This window comes from Paenibacillus sp. Root444D2 (assembly GCF_001426375.1).
In the GTDB taxonomy this organism is placed as follows: Bacteria; Bacillota; Bacilli; order Paenibacillales; family NBRC-103111; genus Paenibacillus_E.
Map to the genome: position 1 here is coordinate 71225 of NZ_LMEO01000007.1, position 16720 is coordinate 87944.

General features: G+C 46.8%; 14 protein-coding genes. 13 read left to right on the top strand and 1 reads right to left on the bottom strand.

What is annotated here, in order from left to right:
- Positions 1-492: 492 nt before the first annotated feature.
- From ASD40_RS06345 to helD, 4 genes are read left to right on the top strand one after another with little or no spacing between them, the layout of a single operon-like run.
- Entirely contained in the window at positions 493-1269 is a 777-nt protein-coding gene (locus ASD40_RS06345; RefSeq protein ID WP_057302495.1) for an ABC transporter permease, read from the top strand.
- Positions 1266-2057, top strand: a complete 792-nt coding sequence (locus ASD40_RS06350) for an ABC transporter permease (protein WP_200957368.1) — start codon at positions 1266-1268, stop codon at positions 2055-2057. The genes ASD40_RS06345 and ASD40_RS06350 overlap by 4 nt, the downstream gene beginning before the upstream one ends.
- Before the next feature lie 34 nt (positions 2058-2091).
- Positions 2092-3063 (top strand): ABC transporter ATP-binding protein, encoded by a 972-nt coding sequence (locus ASD40_RS06355; protein ID WP_057302496.1) that lies wholly within the window; start codon positions 2092-2094, stop codon positions 3061-3063.
- Positions 3064-3084: 21 nt separating this feature from the next.
- Complete coding sequence (helD, locus tag ASD40_RS06360; protein ID WP_057302497.1) at positions 3085-5382, top strand: RNA polymerase recycling motor HelD; 2298 nt, start codon at positions 3085-3087, stop codon at positions 5380-5382.
- Between the two features lie 611 nt (positions 5383-5993).
- Here the strand turns inward: helD and bluB are convergent.
- Positions 5994-6644: a 5,6-dimethylbenzimidazole synthase gene (bluB, locus tag ASD40_RS06365; protein ID WP_057302498.1), complete on the bottom strand. Its 651-nt coding sequence runs from the start codon at positions 6642-6644 to the stop codon at positions 5994-5996.
- 204 nt (positions 6645-6848) lie between these two features.
- On the opposite strand from bluB, the gene ASD40_RS06370 reads away from it, so the two are divergent.
- The 9 genes from ASD40_RS06370 to ASD40_RS06410 all read left to right on the top strand — a co-directional run bounded on the left by ASD40_RS06370 (position 6849) and on the right by ASD40_RS06410 (position 16641).
- Entirely contained in the window at positions 6849-7940 is a 1092-nt protein-coding gene (locus ASD40_RS06370) for an endospore germination permease (RefSeq protein WP_057302499.1), read from the top strand.
- A complete protein-coding gene (locus ASD40_RS06375; RefSeq protein ID WP_057302500.1) occupies positions 7940-9388 on the top strand; it encodes a spore germination protein in 1449 nt (482 codons plus the stop codon). The genes ASD40_RS06370 and ASD40_RS06375 overlap by 1 nt, the downstream gene beginning before the upstream one ends.
- The gene (locus ASD40_RS06380) at positions 9385-10548 is read left to right on the top strand and encodes a Ger(x)C family spore germination protein (RefSeq protein WP_057302501.1); all 1164 of its coding nucleotides are present in this window, start codon (positions 9385-9387) and stop codon (positions 10546-10548) included. The genes ASD40_RS06375 and ASD40_RS06380 overlap by 4 nt, the downstream gene beginning before the upstream one ends.
- Positions 10549-10750: 202 nt before the next feature.
- Positions 10751-11683, top strand: a complete 933-nt coding sequence (locus ASD40_RS06385) for a hypothetical protein (RefSeq protein ID WP_057302502.1) — start codon at positions 10751-10753, stop codon at positions 11681-11683.
- Positions 11684-11749: 66 nt separating this feature from the next.
- The gene (locus ASD40_RS06390) at positions 11750-12487 is read left to right on the top strand and encodes an ABC transporter ATP-binding protein (RefSeq protein WP_057302532.1); all 738 of its coding nucleotides are present in this window, start codon (positions 11750-11752) and stop codon (positions 12485-12487) included.
- Positions 12480-13229, top strand: coding sequence for an ABC transporter permease subunit (locus ASD40_RS06395; protein WP_057302503.1), 750 nt, complete (start codon positions 12480-12482; stop codon positions 13227-13229). Before ASD40_RS06390 ends, ASD40_RS06395 begins: the two co-directional genes overlap by 8 nt.
- 5 nt (positions 13230-13234) lie before the next feature.
- Positions 13235-14710, top strand: a complete 1476-nt coding sequence (locus tag ASD40_RS06400; protein WP_057302504.1) for a sensor histidine kinase — start codon at positions 13235-13237, stop codon at positions 14708-14710.
- The gene (locus ASD40_RS06405) at positions 14707-15396 is read left to right on the top strand and encodes a response regulator transcription factor (protein ID WP_047687167.1); all 690 of its coding nucleotides are present in this window, start codon (positions 14707-14709) and stop codon (positions 15394-15396) included. Before ASD40_RS06400 ends, ASD40_RS06405 begins: the two co-directional genes overlap by 4 nt.
- A 558-nt stretch (positions 15397-15954) precedes the next feature.
- Entirely contained in the window at positions 15955-16641 is a 687-nt protein-coding gene (locus ASD40_RS06410; protein ID WP_442952628.1) for an MgtC/SapB family protein, read from the top strand.
- Positions 16642-16720 lie beyond the last annotated feature (79 nt).

Genomic DNA, 16720 nt, shown 5'->3' on the forward strand with positions numbered 1-16720 from the left:
ATGTTTTTCATCGTTACGTGGTGGGAATAGAGGTGAAGCAGCACTTTAACGATGATAAACGTGCTTAAGGAAGCGAAATCGGGGTAGATTGGCATGTGAGGTGACCTGGAAGGATGTTTTTCATCGTTACGTGGCGGGAAAAGAGACGAAGCAGCATTTTAACGATGATAAACATCCTTAAGAAAGCGAAATCGGGGTGGATTGGCATGTGAGGTGAGCTGGAATGATGTTTTTCATCGTTACGTGGCGGAAAAAGAGGTGAAGCAGCACTTTAACGATGATAAACATGCTTAATTAAACGGAATCAGGGTTGGGTCCATGTGTGAAATGATCTGGAAGGATGTTTTTCATCGTTACGTGGTGGCACCATCTGCGATAAAAAATAATCATTGCCATGGTTAGGGTAACTTTGGTAATATAGACTTCCGTCTCTACGCGGCGGCTGCAAAAAAAGCTAGTTGATAAGGATCAAAACAGCTCAGGAGGTGTTTTATGCTTTTCGCGGTTTTGGCGCGCAAGGCGTATGCGAGGAATTTGCAGTATCGCGGTTCGCATCTGCTGCACAATGCAGTGAGTGCGGTGTTTGGCTTCATTTATGCTAGCATCTGGACTGGTTTAGGGAGCGACTCGTCACTCGGCGAGTACGGGGCGAAAGGGATTGTAGGTTATATTGCTTTTAACCAAGCGATCCTTTGGATTACGCAGTTCACAACGAATGGACTCGGGCTCGAGCAATCGGTGCGCACCGGGCAAATTGCGGTCGATCTCATGCGGCCGGTACACTTATTCTATCAGGCGATGAGCCGGGAATGGGGCCAGGTATATTATCAGTTTCTTTATAAATTCATCCCGATTTATGCCCTCTACTACTTCATTTTCTCCTTACAGCTTCCACATCACGCTTCGGTTTATGGCTGGACAGCGATTGCGCTCGTCTTAGCGGCATATATCTCCATTTGCACGAATTATTTGATAGGGGTTGCAGCTTTGTGGACCACTGAGTCACGTTGGTTTTATTGGGTCAATTATTCCTTCAGTACGCTGCTCTCCGGCTTTTTCATTCCTCTAGAATGGTTGCCAGGTTGGCTCCGCACGATTAGCTTTTACACACCATATCCCTATCTACTCTATTACCCAACTCGTATCTACATGCAGCTTGAACAAGGAACTGTTGTGCTCGGCGCTCTTTTTTGGAGCATCGGGTTTACTTGTGTCTGTCTGGCGGTTACGCAGGGGGTACGCAGAAAGCTGGAGGTGCAGGGCGGATGATGTCAGTGAGGCTCTATATGCTGCTGATCAAGGCGAGCTTGCGAAGCCGAATGCAGTATAAGTTTAATTTCTTTTTTTCGACCGTGATGGCTTCTTTTGTACATATCTCAGAATTTCTGATGGTGGCGCTTGTGATGATGCGTTTTGGCAATATCAAAGGCTGGACCCTTTATGAGGTGTGCTATCTGTATGGGGTCATGATGATATCCAAAGCGATTTATCGCACGCTGGCTTCCGATGTGCATCATCTAGAGAAATATCTCGTTTCTGGTGATCTGGATGCGCTGCTCACACGGCCTGTTCCCGTGCTGCTGGCGCTGATGACACAAAACGCTCGTCTCTTATTTGCTGAAGTAGGGCAGGGCATCATCTTACTTTTTATTGCTATGAAAGCCTTAATGGCTAATGGGCAAATCGGATGGTCAGCCGTACCTTTAACGGTGTTAATTATCATAACAGGTGCCATTATTTTATTCGCCATTGGCTTAGCAACTGCGGCTGCCGGCTTCTGGTTGACACGGATCGAATCCTTGCAAAATATGACCGAAGACGCTTCCCAAACCGCGGCGCGCTATCCGCTTTCCTTGTATCCTAAGTGGCTGCAGGGTGCGCTATTGGTACTGGTTCCAGTAGGATTCGTCAATTACATACCTACCTTATATTTACTGAGACATCAAGGCGGTATCTGGATGCTCCTAGGAACCATTGCTGTTTCATTCGCTGCGCTCTGGCTGGCTATGCGCTTCTGGAAGCTAGGATTATCTCGCTATCAAAGCACAGGAAGTTAATCGAGGGTTTCATACAAGGAGGGATCATAAAAACATGATAACCGTAACGAATTTGCGCAAAACCTTTCAAACTCCGATAGTCAAAGAAGGTAAGTTCTCAGGTATTCGAACTTTGTTCTCACGAGCCTATAAAGAAAAGGAAGCGGTACGCGATGTAAGCTTCGAGATTGAATCTGGCGAGTTCGTCGGGTATATTGGACCTAATGGAGCGGGAAAGTCGACGACGATCAAAATGCTCACCGGCATTCTTCACCCAACCTCCGGCGAGGTGTTGATTCACGGCTATAGTCCTCAGAAGCATCGAAGGCGAGTCGTAAGGCAGCTTGGCGTTGTATTCGGTCAGCGCAGCCAGCTGTGGTGGGATCTGCCGGTGAAGGACTCTTATGAGATCCTTACGGCGATGTATCGGGTGGAGGAAAGCACAGCCCGCCGCAGGTTAGGCGAATTGACTGAACTTCTTGAACTGAAAGAGCTGATGGATACGCCTGTCCGGAAGCTGTCCCTTGGTCAGCGGATGCGAGCAGATTTGGCGGCTTCGATGCTGCATGATCCGGATATTTTGTTTCTGGATGAGCCGACCATCGGGTTGGATGTTGTCGCCAAGCGAAACATTCGCGGCTTTCTTCAGACCTTAAATCGGGATTTCGGTAAGACGATTCTGCTGACTACGCATGATATGGATGATATCGAACAATTGTGTAAACGAGTCATCGTGATCAATCATGGGCAAATTGGCTATGACGGGTCGATCGATGAGCTGCGGGATCGTATTGGCTTACCAACGATGATGAAGGTCACTTATCGAGGTGAAATCCAAGTTCCTGCGAGCTGGGAACTTCCGTTTCGCGTGTTGGAGCAAGAAGCGAATAGTCTCACAATCGCTTGCAACCGCCAGGAGCTGAAAGCGATGGAAGTCCTGCGTATCGTCAGCAGCTGGGGCGATATGGATGATGTGCACATGGAAGAGCCTGAGTTTGAAGAGGTAATTCATGGTGTATATAAATAGATAGAAATGGAGTGAGACCGTATGCCTATAGAGAACGAAGAACGGGAGAGGGAGACGCAGCGCGTTGCCTCTGTACGTGCTAATATACAGCAGCGAATTGAAGAGCTGCGCCAAACGGTGGATGAGCGACGATCGGAAGCAACAGCGATTGGCCGCAGCTTCTGGGATGATATCTCGGTCAATGCAGATAATGCGGATGATTTGATTGAGACGGCAGCGAGTATGGCCCAGCAGGAGCATGTGCTGCAGGGTCAAGAACGCAGCTATCGCTTGGCGCAGGATGCGCTGCGTAAGCTCCAGCGTGTTGTCGATGCTCCGTATTTCAGCCGCATTGATTTCAAGGAGAACGGGGAGCAAGGGCGCGAGAAGATTTACATCGGATTGACATCTTTTATTGATGCGAAGACAGATGAAATTCTTATCTATGACTGGCGCGCGCCAATTGCTAGCCTGTTCTATGACTATCCGCCGGGCCCGGCGACGTATCGGACACCTGAGATGGATGTCAGCGGCGAGCTGATGCTCAAGCGGCAGTACATCATTAAAGCCGGCGTGCTGCAGGATGTGTTCGATACGGGGATCTCCATCGGTGACGAGATGCTTCAGCAGATGCTAAGCCGCAGCGCCGACGAGAAAATGCATAGCATCGTTACGACGATCCAGCGCGAGCAGAACCAGATCATCCGCGATGATCGGCACAAGGTGCTCGTCGTGCAGGGGGCGGCCGGCAGCGGTAAAACCTCCGTTGCGCTGCAGCGCATCGCGTATCTGCTCTACAAATATCGGACGACGCTAAGCGCCGACAACATGATTTTGTTCTCGCCGAACTCACTGTTCAGCGACTACGTCTCTCACGTACTGCCGGAGCTAGGCGAAGCTACCATGCAGCAGACGACATTCCAAGACTATTTAACACATAAATTAAGCGACACGGGTCTGACGCTGGAAGATCCCTACGATCAATTGGAGTTCATCCTTACGGGGACGGATCAAGACCCCTCCTACACAGCGCGGCTGCAAAGCATTCATTATAAAACGTCCGCTGCTTTCCTCAATGTCATTGAGGCTTACGGGGAGAAGCTGAAAACTGGCGGTATTCGTTTCCAAGATTTATCAGTAGGTAAGAAAGTATTGATTACTGCCGCTGAGCTTAGCGAACGATTTTACAGCAAATCCTCGATTCTTGCTCTAGGTGAACGGATGGAACAATTATCGGAGTGGATGCTGGAGAAGCTGGATGAGTTTCAAGCCGATGTCCAGAAGAGGTTTTATCGTAAAATGGTGCGGGAGCCGAAATATTTGGGCACCGAGCCAGAGATGAAAAAGATGAGCAAGGTCAAAGCGCATAAAGCGATTGCTCCACTTAGGGAGAAGGCGCGCAAGCTCGCTTATGTGGACGTGCTGGGGATGTACCAAGATCTTTATACAAATAGTGAGCTGCATCAAGAGCTTATGCACCATTCGGAGCAGCGTCTACCCGCAGCTTGGGATACGATCAGCACGTTCACGGCCGATGCGCTAGCTAGGGGAATGCTGCATTACGAAGATGCGACACCTCTTGTCTATTTGAAGGGCCTTGTTGAGGGCCAACTGCGCGTAGGGACCATTCGGTATTGTCTCGTGGATGAGGCGCAGGATTACTCGCCATTTCACTATGCGTACTTGAAGAAGCTGTTCCCGCGTGCTCGGTTCACCCTGCTCGGGGACTGGAATCAAGGGATCTTCACGCATGCTAACGCGAGCAGTACGGATGGCGAGGGGCAAACGAGCGAGTACAGCTCCATTAGCGAGCTAATGAAGGAAGACGAGACGGAGACCATCCGCCTCGTCAAGAGCTACCGCTCGACGCGCGAAATCGTCGATTTCGCTAGTCGCGTGCTGCCTGGCGGCGAGCCGATCGAGCCGTTCAGCCGCAGCGGCGAGGCGCCGCGTGTTCTGCGCGCGGCGGACGATGGCCGCCTCAGCCGCCTCGTGGCTGAGGCGGCAATAGCTAGGCGCGACGGCGGCGCAAGCTCCGTCGCGATCATTTGCAAGACCGAGCGCGAGACGCGGGGCGCGCACGCCAGCCTGAAGCCGCTGCTGCCGGGACTCGCGCGGATCACCAAAGAGACGCTGCACTATGAGGCAGGCGTCATGATCCTACCGGCGTACCTCGCCAAAGGGCTCGAGTTCGACGCCGTTATTCTCTACGATGCCGGGGCGGCTGTCTACGCGGAGGCGAAGGAACGCAAGCTGTTTTACACCGCTTGCACCCGTGCCCTTCATCACTTAGACGTGTTCTATCTAGGTGAATTAACACCTTTTCTTTTGAACAAATAGACATACGTCCATACCTATCTGCCCTGCCCGACATAGGATATCTCGAACAACAACAAAGAAAAGGTTCTTGCAGGCAGAAGGGAGGAATAGCCATGTCAGGCGTTGGATATTCTAGCACAGCTATCGTATTGGTACTGTACATTCTGTTGGTCATCATTCTTGCAACATTCTATTAAAATAGGATGCAGAAAGCCGCCCTCCGATTGATCGGAGGGCGGCTTTCTTAATAAATATGAATTTAAATCGGGATCAATCATCAACTATACTCTGAGTAATGAGGTAGCTAATGAATGAATCCTGTTCGCGGTTGAATGATGGTGTATAAAGTGCAACAATTGCTACCTAAATCTCGCCTTTTTCCCTTCGTTGTTGCATAATGTACAACAATTCGGTCCTATATCGGCCATTTCGTAACAAATGGGCTCAAAATCTTGTACAAACTGCAACTTCAAGTTGCTAATCAGCCTATGGGCGAGCAAATTGTTGTATAAACTACAACTTTGGTAACTACTATAGTCCATTTGCCCTCACGAAAGCTGAATGACTCTAAAATCGAATGTTGGAGTTTTGTAGGACAACGCAAACCGTTTTTCTTATTTTAGACCTCATGACTAATCAACTTTTTGATTTCCCCAAGTCTCGCTGAATATTAGATTATTCAGACTCCTGCGCTTTTCCCAATTGGCTGTCTCCAAAATGGGCTTCTCTGGATAATTTTCTGTGAATCCAATGGATAGCAATGCTACTGGATCAATATGAGGAGGTATCCCAAGGATATCCCGCACATCATTTTTCTTATAGAAGCTTACCCAGCCCATCGCTAATCCCTCTGCGCATGCCGCTAGCCACATGTTTTGAATCGCGCAAGCAACGGACATGATATCGGTTTCTGGTATCGAATTTCTTCCTAGCACATGAGAGCCGCCGCGTGTTGGATCACAAGTAACGCAAATCGTAATTGGTGCCTGCTTAATCCCTTCGATCTTGAGATTTAGAAATTCATCTTGACGTGTATCTTCATAATGAATGGCCAAAGCTCGTCTCTCTTTATCTGCTGCCCAAGCCAAACGCTCTTTCACTTTTTCCGTAGAAATGATTATAAAATTCCAGGGTTGCATAAATCCAACGGAAGGACCATGGTGCGCTGCATTTAGCAATTTCATTATTGTTTCTTCTGGGATAGGATCCGATAAAAATGTTCGTACATCCCGTCTTGTATAAATGCTCTTGTACAAGCCGTCCTTTTCTTCTTCACTAAACATACCTTTACCTCACCCCTTCACCAAGCTCACGTACGATGTAATTATTCATTAAATTTACACCCTCTCTTCTCTTTTTGCAATCGATGGAAGACCTAATTTCGATAGGTGCCTAAATCTAATTTGTCGCACCGCATAAATCCACTTGAATTGGAAATCTTAACTTATAAAAAGTTTCCACCTACTACCAATGCGGGAGATTAGCTTATGTCCGGAACCAAGAAAATAACCGCACTTCAATTATATTTTGTCTTAATCCTCTCCATCGGCATTACGAACCATGTCTTATTAATTCCGGTGCTGCTGCATTGGGGTAAACGTGATTCCTGGCTCGGCGCAGCGGTCTCCCTGATTCCTATGCTCCTATGGGTATGTCTGCTTTATATCGTTATTAAACGCACGAAACAGCAGAATATGATGGAGTGGATCCAACGGAAATTTGGGAAAGTGGTCGTTTTTCCATTCAAACTATTTCTCATTACCATTTGTATTGCTCAACCAATTATAACCATAAAAGAAATGGTGACATGGACACATGTGACCTATTTACCTCGAACACCGCCTTTCATGATTGCTCTTTTGTTTATAATCTTTTGCTTTTTCGCGGCGAGATCAGGGGTGCGAGCGATTGCAATTACCTCAGGCATTCTACTGCCGGTTGTCGTTTTTCTTGGGTATTTTGTGATGGGAGCTAATTTCCAATATAAAAATTACAGCCTTCTTACACCTTTATTTACACATGGTTATGGACCTACACTTGCATCCATCATGTTAACTTGTGGCGCCTCCTTCGAGCTGCTAGCTATCGTATTCCTCCAGCATCATGTGGATACACGCATCCGGCTGCCAGCTTTATTGATTCTTGCGGCATGTGTGATCGGACTTACCATAGGTCCGTTAACGGGTTCCATTGCCATATTTGGCCCCTTTGAAGCCGCGGATTTAAGATATCCAGCTTTTGAACAATGGCGTATGGTTACCTTGGGGAAATATATTTCCCACTTGGATTTCTTGTCTATTTTCCAATGGATATCAGGGGCTTGTGTTCGGACGTCGATGCTCATGTTTCTTAGTGTGGATGTTATTGGTATTCAAAAGAAGCGAACGCGGACTCTAACCCTGATAGGGATCAGCCTGTTGTTCCTAGCGGCGAGCTTGTACCCAGTTTCAGACAACCAGATGGTGCATCTAATTCAAAATAGATATTATCCCATTATGTTTGGAATAGGCTTAAGCTTGCTTCTTGTTTTGCTTGTGATGTCTATCCTGCCGGGAAAACGAAAGGAGAAGAATGCCTAATGCATGAGCAGGATTTACGGGATTGGTTTGCGTTGTCTGGTGATGTCATCGTGAAATCTTACCGATTATCGGAAGCTCATCCGAAGGGGCGAGTGTTACTCATGTACTGTGAGGGTATGACCAATATGGATCATATCGAGAATCTCGTACTGCCTAAGCTTGAAGATTTATTCAAAAATGAACTTGATAGTGCGTCTAAGCTAGATGTGAATACGATGCTTCAATTGATTGAAATTACGGGTTCTAACGCCATAGAGTCGATGACGGTTTCATTATATGCAGGATCGCTGATCTTATTTTTCGAAGAGACGCAACTGCTGTATGCATTGGATATTTCTGCGCCGCCCAACCGCTCACCAGAGGAATCAAGTACAGAGACATCCATCAAAGGTCCAAGAGATGCCTTTACAGAAAGCATCGTTACGAATATCGCGCTCGTTCGCAAACGCTTGCTGACGCGTACTCTTTGTGTTGAAAAAATGCAAATCGGAACGAGAAGTAACACCTCGGTAGCTCTCCTCTATATAGACGATGTAATAAATGCTAATATCCTCCAAGAAGCAAAGCAGCGGCTTCAAGCTATTAACGTTGATGCCCTGATTAGCAGCTCGCAATTAGAAGAAGAGATGTCAGGACGCAAATACCCATTCTTTCCCCTTTTGGATTATGCGGGTAGACCTGATTATGTAGCTGATAGCTTGCTGCGCGGACGATTCGCGGTCATAGTGGATGGTTCCCCCATGGTTCTTATTGCGCCAGCGAATTTGATGTATATATTGAAATCCCCCGAAGATGTGCACTCCCCGTACTATTATGTCGCATTCGAACGTGTTTTGCGGATAGGCGGGTTGATCGTTTCAGCCTTATTTCCTGGTTTTTGGATTTCAATTTCCGCATTTAATCTGGATCAAATCCCGTTTCCCTTAGTAGCCACTATCGCTACATCCAGGTTAGGATTACCCTTGTCAGGTCCGATGGATTTTATTATCATGCTGCTGCTTTTCGAATTGTTTCGTGAAGCGGGAGCGCGGCTGCCCAAGGTAGTAGGACAAACTGTTACTGTTGTCGGTGGGCTAATTGTTGGGGACGCCGCGATACGCGCGGGAATCACGAGCCCTACAACATTAGTAGTGACCTCCATTTCGACGATATCGATGTACACCCTAGTGAACCAATCGCTAGCGGGGACGATTACCGTGCTCCGGATCATGATTTTGATAATATCCACAATTTTCGGTATTTTCGGATTTATGGTATCCCTCATGGGGCTCGTTTTATATTTATCAACATTAGAATCATTCGGTGTGCCTTACTTGTCGCCCTTATCGCCGCCTCAGTTCAGAGATATCATCCCTGCCATATTGGCCAAGCCGTGGAACAAAATGAAGCGAAGACCGAAAGCATTACATACGAAGGATGACACACGCCAGGGCGGGGAGTCCTCATGATAACGAAAGGGTTAGGACGACTGGTCATCGGAATGCTGCTTCTGGTTAGTCAGACAGGCTGTTGGGATATAAAGACGATCCAAGATACGAATTACATTACTGCGATAGGCTTCGATTATCAAAAAGGGCGCTATGTGGTGTATTTTCAAATGTTGGATTTCTCTAGCGTGGCTAAACAGGAAGGCGGTAAAGGAGGGCACTCCCCTGCGATTTGGGTCGGACAAGAGGAAGGGGAAACGGTTAATGCGGCTTTCGACCGTTTGTACAAAACCTTACAGCAGCGAGCCTTTTGGGGGCATGTGGGTGCTTATGTTTTTACAAGAGAGGCCCTAAAGGAAGGTGTGGGTAAATTTACGGACAGTTCAGTACGCTATGGGGAAACAAGGTTTACCCCATGGGTTTATAGTACGGATGAGCCGATAGAGACGATTTTTTCGGTTATCCCTTTCTTCAATGTCTCCCCTTTGGCCTCTATTCTTATGCAGCCTGAAGAAAATTACCATCAACGAGCTTATATTCGTCCGCTCAAATTGTACAGGTTTGCTGCTCTATCTAGAGAACCTGGGTACACGGTGATGATGCCCACTTTGGCTATTCGTAAGGATGTGTGGGTGAAAAATGAAAAACCAGATCCTAAATTAGAAGTAAGCGGAGTCTATGCGATAGCTAAAAAAAATCATGTGGAATGGCTATCAGAGGATCAGTTCAAAGGAGCACGCTGGTTAGAAAACAGCACCGCCCGTACGCCTATGGTCGTTTATATAAATGGGAAGGCAAAACAATCTGTTATTATTCAGAAGCCTAAAGCCAGCATTACGCCGCGAATGAATGGAGATCAACCCCTATTTGATATTCATATTGAAGCCGAGGCGGTGGTTGCCGAATTGTTAGAGAACATTGATGAAGATACGCTGCGAAAACAGATCGCCAAACAAATCGCTGAGGAAATCGAGCAAACCTGCAAGGAGGGGAAAAGCCATGATACGGATATCTATCAGCTCGAGCATGTATTATATAAGCAAGCTTTTCCGGAGTGGTCTAAGCTTACAACTAACGGGGAGAAACCGCTGGAAAATTATCAATTAGGCGATATAAAAGTTGTTATCCACCTATCCCACTCCGGGATGCTTAAGATGAGGGAAAAAGAGCAGCAGTACTAGCTATTGACCCATATTTAAAGCCTTCATCTCCGCAAATTCTGCGGTTTTAGAGGCTTTTTTTAATAAAGTTTTAAGAATTGTTTTAGGCACGGTTAATAGGTGATTTAGAGGCAGTTAATGCGGAGGGGATAAGATGAATACATGGAAGCGAGGAACGCATCCAAATTAGATAAAGCGTATGTATACGCGGAGGAAATAAGATATGAATAAGAAGTTAGCGATGTTGGGATTAGGCGTTGCGGTAGGCAGCATGATGCTAGTGACCTCGGTATATGCAGGTGTGGGAGACGCTCCCGGGTATGAGACATTCAAATCAGCATTCAAACAAACAGCATTGGTGAAGAATGTAACTCGCCAGGTGAATGTGTCCTTACAAGACAATGGAGCTTCATTACTCAATGTGAAATCAACAATTAAAAGCAGTGGTGTCGATCAAGCTGGCAGCGCAGTAGTCACAGTGAAAAGCGGAACGGATGAGCAAACCATTCACTTCTACAGCCAAGATGGGAAGCAGATTGTAAAAACCGAGGATTCCGAGGTGTATAAAGTGCTGGAAGGTGATGGCATGCCGGGCAAGTTCAAAGGGCATGAGCAAGCAAACCACACACCTGACCCGCAAGTGATTAGCGAAGTGGAAAATGTGGTCGATGCCTTGGTTGGTAACCTGAAAAACTATGTAACCATGAGTGAAGCACCTGGTAACGTAAAGGACATTCATTTCAAATTGTCTGGAAGTCAGATTTCACCTGTTGTGAACACAATTGGCTCGTTAGTTATTAAACACGGCACTGCAGAGAACAGTCACCGTCCAATTCCGGCTAAAGCGGATACCCTTGGTGTAGATGTAACGACACTCAAAAACAGCCTGCCTCAGCTTGTAACAGACATCAAAATGGATGAGGTCGAAGTGAACGCAAGCGTGGATGCGGATAACCACATTACGAATCAAACGGCACAAATTCATATTTCCGGTAAAGATGCTCAAGGTGCTGCGCATGATGTGGTGTTAAGTGTAGATATGACTTTATCTAGTCTGAACTCCACAACGCCAGATACGATTGATTTGACAGGAAAACAAGTGGAAAATGTGAAGTTTGATGAAAATTCCCGCAAAAACTGGGGAGAGAAACATTAATAGAAAGTCAAGGGGAGGCATCAACGATCGTTGACCTCCTCATTCGTTCTGAAAGGCGGCCCGTTCATGAAACCCGTAGTAGAAATTAAGAACCTCACGAAAACTTACAAAAATTTGCGCGGCATCCATCAAGTGAATATGACGGTACAGCAAGGCGATATCTATGGCTTCTTCGGACCCAATGGCGCCGGTAAAACATCGGTCATGAAGATCATGACGGGTTTAACAAGGGCGCAGCAAGGCGAAGTAAAGCTGTTCGGCCATGATGTATCTACGCATTATGAACAGGCAATGGCGAAGGTTGGCGTGCTGATTGAAACAGCGGAAGCTTACACCTATATGAGCGGCAAGCGGAATCTGGAGCTAGCGGCGCGCTTTTATCCTGGGATCGGCAAGCAGCGAGTGGATGAAGTACTGGAGATTGTCGGACTCACCCCTTTTCAGCATGAAAAGGTTGCGGGTTACTCACTGGGCATGAAGCAGCGGCTCGGACTAGCGGCAGCGATGCTGTCAAAGCCTGAATTGCTTATTCTCGATGAGCCGACCAATGGGCTCGATATTGAAGGGATGGTTCATATTCGTGAAATCATCATGCACCTAGCGCGTGAAGAGCGAATTACCTTCCTCATCTCCAGCCATCTCATTCATGAAATGGAGCTGATGTGCAATCGCATGGGCATCATTCATCAAGGACGGCTTATTCGCGAGGGGCTCGTATCGGAATTAGCCAAAGGCAGCGCGACGCTGGAAGAAGCGTATTTGCGCGAAATTAATGAAGTCAGGAGGCTCGCTGCCCATGCATAGCTTAACCGCCAACGTCTGGAACGAAACGATCAAACTCGCTTCAAAGAAGAAGACGATTTTCTTCCTAGTTGTTACGCTGCTTCTTCCGGTTATTGCAGGCTTACTGCTTGCACGCTTTCAAAGCGGCATCGGCATCGGAGCCATTGCATCGGGGGATTTCCCTATCGTCATGCTCGGTTTGTTTACGAGTATATTCCTGCCTTTGTTCGTCTTCATGGGTGCCGCGGATGTATTTGCTGGTGAGATGGGAGAACGCACGATGAAGAATACGCTCACTCGGCCTATCACTCGTTTTAAGGTTTTCGCATCCAAGCAAATTGCGCTAGGCGTGTACATTGCACTTTATTTAATTGCAGGTTTGCTGTCTTCGAGTATATCTGCCTTATTTTTCCAGGATTTCGGAGGCGTAACTACAGTACTTACATGGTTCCTCGCTTATGGTTCGGCCTTCATTCCTCTGCTTGTGCTCAGTATTGCAGCCGTGCTTCTCGCGCAGTTCTTCTCCAGCAGCAGTTCCGCATTGACTGTGAGCATTCTTCTTTATTTGGCGTTTAAAGTAGCTGCTTTTTTCATTCTCCAAATTGCAACCTACTCGCCAACAGCGTACACAGATTGGCATATGCTCTGGATTGGCAGTTCGATGGCCATTGGCAAGATGAGCAGCATCTTTATGTTTTTGATGGCATGTAGTATATTGTTTTTTACAGCAGGATATTATTTGTTTGATAAAAAGGAGATTTGATTCGGATGTCGATTCGTTTACGGCTGGTACTTTCCTATATAGCCATGCTGCTTGTACCGCTTGTGCTCTCCGTGCTAGCCGTGATCTTAATCAGCGTCGCAACGTTTGGGAATCTGAAGTCTGTTTTTCAGGTCGATTTCTCCCAAGGCAATCCGATCAAACGTGTTGTTGATCAAGAACTCGAAAATGTCGCTTATATGAAAGCGAAAACGGATACGGAACCGGATGCTTTTCTGGATCCCGCATTCGTGAAGGATCTAGAGGCGAAATTCCATAAAATTAATATGGGCATCATCATCCGGAAGGATAAAGAGATTACGTACGTTTCACCGTATATTAAACAGGGTGAGGCTGAGAATACCTCCAAGCTGCCTTCATTTGGCACATCATCCGGTCAATTTCAGCGAAATCAAGGTTCCTTGTGGATAACTAGGCAGCAGGATTTTTTATTTTCAGATAATAGTAAAGGCTCTGTATTCGTTTTTCTAGACGGAGGCCCCTTTCAAAAGTATCTTCACCAATTTTCAAAATCCGTCATCGTTACGTTTATTCTCATTCTCGTGTTGACGAATGGTGTTCTGACTTACTTCGTTTCTCGCAGTATTATTAGACCTCTAAGAGCGCTCAAGCGCGCAGCGGAGGAGATCAAGGAAGGCAATCTCGACTTTGAGATTGTCCCGCATTCCGATGATGAAATTGGTGAGCTTAGTACGGCATTTGAAGAAATGCGGCGCAAACTCAAGAAATCCGTGGAGGTTCAGCTTCAATATGAAGAGAACCGCAAGGAGCTAATTTCGAATATTTCCCATGATCTCAAAACGCCAGTTACGGCGATTAAAGGATATGTCGAGGGGATTATGGACGGTGTATCGAATTCACCAGACAAGCTGGACCGGTACATTCGAACCATTTATAACAAAGCAGCTGATATGGATCGGCTCATCGATGAATTATTTCTGTTCTCCAAGCTGGATTTGGGCAAAGTGCCCTTTCAATTCGAGAAGGTAGATCTCGGACAATACGTGCTGGATTGCGCACAGGAATTACAGTTCGATATGGAGAAAAAAGGGGTTCAGTTCGCGCTCACCGAGCTGCCGAAGTCACCGCTGTATGTAACAGCAGACCGTGACAAGCTCAGACGTGTCCTGCTGAACATCATCGAAAATGCGATAAAATACAGTGAAGAAGGCAAATGCCACATTACCTTAACGTTGAGAGAGATCGACGGCAATGCCGTCATTCAAATAAAAGATAGAGGTCAAGGCATATCGGAGGAGTCGCTTCCTTATATTTTTGATCGGTTTTACCGGGCGGATCCTTCACGTAACACGGCTACCGGAGGAAGCGGGCTTGGGCTGGCGATAGCCAAACAAATTATGGAAGAGCACGGCGGGAGAATCAGCGCAACCAGCATCATTGGGCGGGGAACGACCGTGTACATGGCATTACCGCTTAGTCAGCAGGGGGAGAGCGAAGAATGAGTCGAATCTTAATTATTGAAGACGAGCAAAGTATTGCGGAGCTGGAGCGGGATTATTTGGAGATCAGCGGCTATGAAGTCGATATCGAAAACAGCGGGGACAAGGGGCTCCAGCGAGCCCTCTCTACGGATTATGATCTCATTATTCTCGACCTTATGCTGCCGAAGGTGGATGGCTTCGAAATCTGCCGGCGCATTCGCAGTGAGAAGGACATTCCCATCGTGATGGTTTCCGCTAAGAAGGAAGACATCGATAAAATCCGCGGCCTCGGCCTCGGCGCTGACGATTACATGATCAAGCCCTTCAGCCCTAGCGAGCTGGTGGCCAGAGTCAAAGCCCATTTAGCACGCTACGAACGACTGATGGGGCGGCGCGAAACTCGGAATGATGAAGTCCGCATTCGCGGTTTGATGATTGATAAAACAGCGCGCCGTGTTTTTGTAAACGAGAAAGAAGTCGTCTTCACGACGAAGGAATTCGACCTGCTCACCCATCTCGCGATGAATCCGAATCGGGTGTACAGCAAAGAGCAGCTTTTTGACCTGCTATGGGGCATGGACGCCATGGGAGAAATCGCGACAGTGACGGTACATATTCGCAAGCTGCGCGAGAAAATCGAGCAAGACCCGTCCAACCCGCAATACATCGAGACGATCTGGGGAGCAGGATATCGGTTTCGGATTTAACGGGAAAGGGGCTGTCCCAAACCAACATGGCCTGACGGACACCATTTCATTCATTTTCGTATAAAAGTCTATTTGGAAAATTCAGGTTACTTCATACATTTTGCAGTCTGCCTGCTACTTCCATTGGAGTTAATCCAGTGGAAATAGTGATTTGGCACCCTAAGAGTCAATTCTATTGGAGTTATTCCAATAGAACTACGAATTTCGAAGCCTGTGAGTCGATTCCATTGGAAAAATCCAATGGAAGTATGGATTTTGTTTTGAATATCGATTCGAATGTCCCAAAAACCTTAAGCTGTCCACGAGTAGATTTATCTACTTAATGGGACAGCCTCTTTTTGTTACAGCCGCCGAAAGGTTATTAGCGCCTATTCGTCTGAGCTACAGTGCTTTGTAGACCCGCCGAAAGTGCGTTTTCCGCGCTTATATCGGCGACCGTTAGACGTATGCTCGGTTTTACGAGTCTATATGATGATTTTGTAATTAACAAATGGTCATTTACTCCAAAGTAATGTTAAGATATTGTAAAGCTTACTTAATAAAGAGGAGTCAACAACTATGATACTTTCCGTGGATTGGCACATTTTAATGAAATTAGGGATCTCAGCTATATTTGGTCTCATTATTGGTCTGGAACGGGAAATCAGGAATAAGCCGCTCGGACTCAAGACTTCTTTAGTCATTTGCTTAAGCAGCTGCTTGCTGACGATTGTGTCCATCGAATCGGCCAATAAATATGCCGTCGCGGGACTGCACGTAATGGACCCCATGCGTCTAGCTGCGCAAGTCGTTAGCGGAATCGGTTTTCTTGGGGCCGGGGTCATCCTACGCAAACACAATGATGTCATTATCGGATTAACGACGGCTGCAATGATCTGGGGGGCGGCCGGACTTGGGATTGCGGTTGGGGCAGGCTTCTTTGTAGAAGCGTTTTTTGGACTCCTGCTTATCATGATTAGCGTTGTAGTTTTGCCTTATTATATTAAGAAAATGGGCCCAAGACCCCTTATTATGAAGGATCTGCGCGTGAGGCTCGTCGTCTCCCATGACGGCAACTTAACTACGATTATCAAAGCGATCATTGCCAAAGGTTACAAGATGAAAAGCGTACATATTAAAGAGTTGAACCAGGAGCAGCAAGAGCTGCATTTCATCGTGTTTATTGATAGGAAATATGCTTCGGAAGTGTATGATGAGTTGAAAAGTATGGATTATATTGAGATTGCGGAAGTTGAGACTTTGTAGGATTCAAGTAGAAGTAGGATCGGATTGTGCTTTTGACGCAATCCGGTCTTTTTTTATAAGCAGCTCGTAGTACCTGATG

Bases quoted from the DNA above. Each gene is read 5' to 3' on its own strand.
- ASD40_RS06345 (WP_057302495.1), top strand. From the start codon at position 493: ATGCTTTTCGCGGTTTTGGCGCGCAAGGCGTATGCGAGGAATTTGCAG.
- ASD40_RS06350 (WP_200957368.1), top strand. From the start codon at position 1,266: ATGATGTCAGTGAGGCTCTATATGCTGCTGATCAAGGCGAGCTTGCGA.
- ASD40_RS06355 (WP_057302496.1), top strand. From the start codon at position 2,092: ATGATAACCGTAACGAATTTGCGCAAAACCTTTCAAACTCCGATAGTC.
- helD (WP_057302497.1), top strand. From the start codon at position 3,085: ATGCCTATAGAGAACGAAGAACGGGAGAGGGAGACGCAGCGCGTTGCC.
- bluB (WP_057302498.1), bottom strand. From the start codon at position 6,644: ATGTTTAGTGAAGAAGAAAAGGACGGCTTGTACAAGAGCATTTATACA.
- ASD40_RS06370 (WP_057302499.1), top strand. From the start codon at position 6,849: ATGTCCGGAACCAAGAAAATAACCGCACTTCAATTATATTTTGTCTTA.
- ASD40_RS06375 (WP_057302500.1), top strand. From the start codon at position 7,940: ATGCATGAGCAGGATTTACGGGATTGGTTTGCGTTGTCTGGTGATGTC.
- ASD40_RS06380 (WP_057302501.1), top strand. From the start codon at position 9,385: ATGATAACGAAAGGGTTAGGACGACTGGTCATCGGAATGCTGCTTCTG.
- ASD40_RS06385 (WP_057302502.1), top strand. From the start codon at position 10,751: ATGAATAAGAAGTTAGCGATGTTGGGATTAGGCGTTGCGGTAGGCAGC.
- ASD40_RS06390 (WP_057302532.1), top strand. From the start codon at position 11,750: ATGAAACCCGTAGTAGAAATTAAGAACCTCACGAAAACTTACAAAAAT.
- ASD40_RS06395 (WP_057302503.1), top strand. From the start codon at position 12,480: ATGCATAGCTTAACCGCCAACGTCTGGAACGAAACGATCAAACTCGCT.
- ASD40_RS06400 (WP_057302504.1), top strand. From the start codon at position 13,235: ATGTCGATTCGTTTACGGCTGGTACTTTCCTATATAGCCATGCTGCTT.
- ASD40_RS06405 (WP_047687167.1), top strand. From the start codon at position 14,707: ATGAGTCGAATCTTAATTATTGAAGACGAGCAAAGTATTGCGGAGCTG.
- ASD40_RS06410 (WP_442952628.1), top strand. From the start codon at position 15,955: ATGATACTTTCCGTGGATTGGCACATTTTAATGAAATTAGGGATCTCA.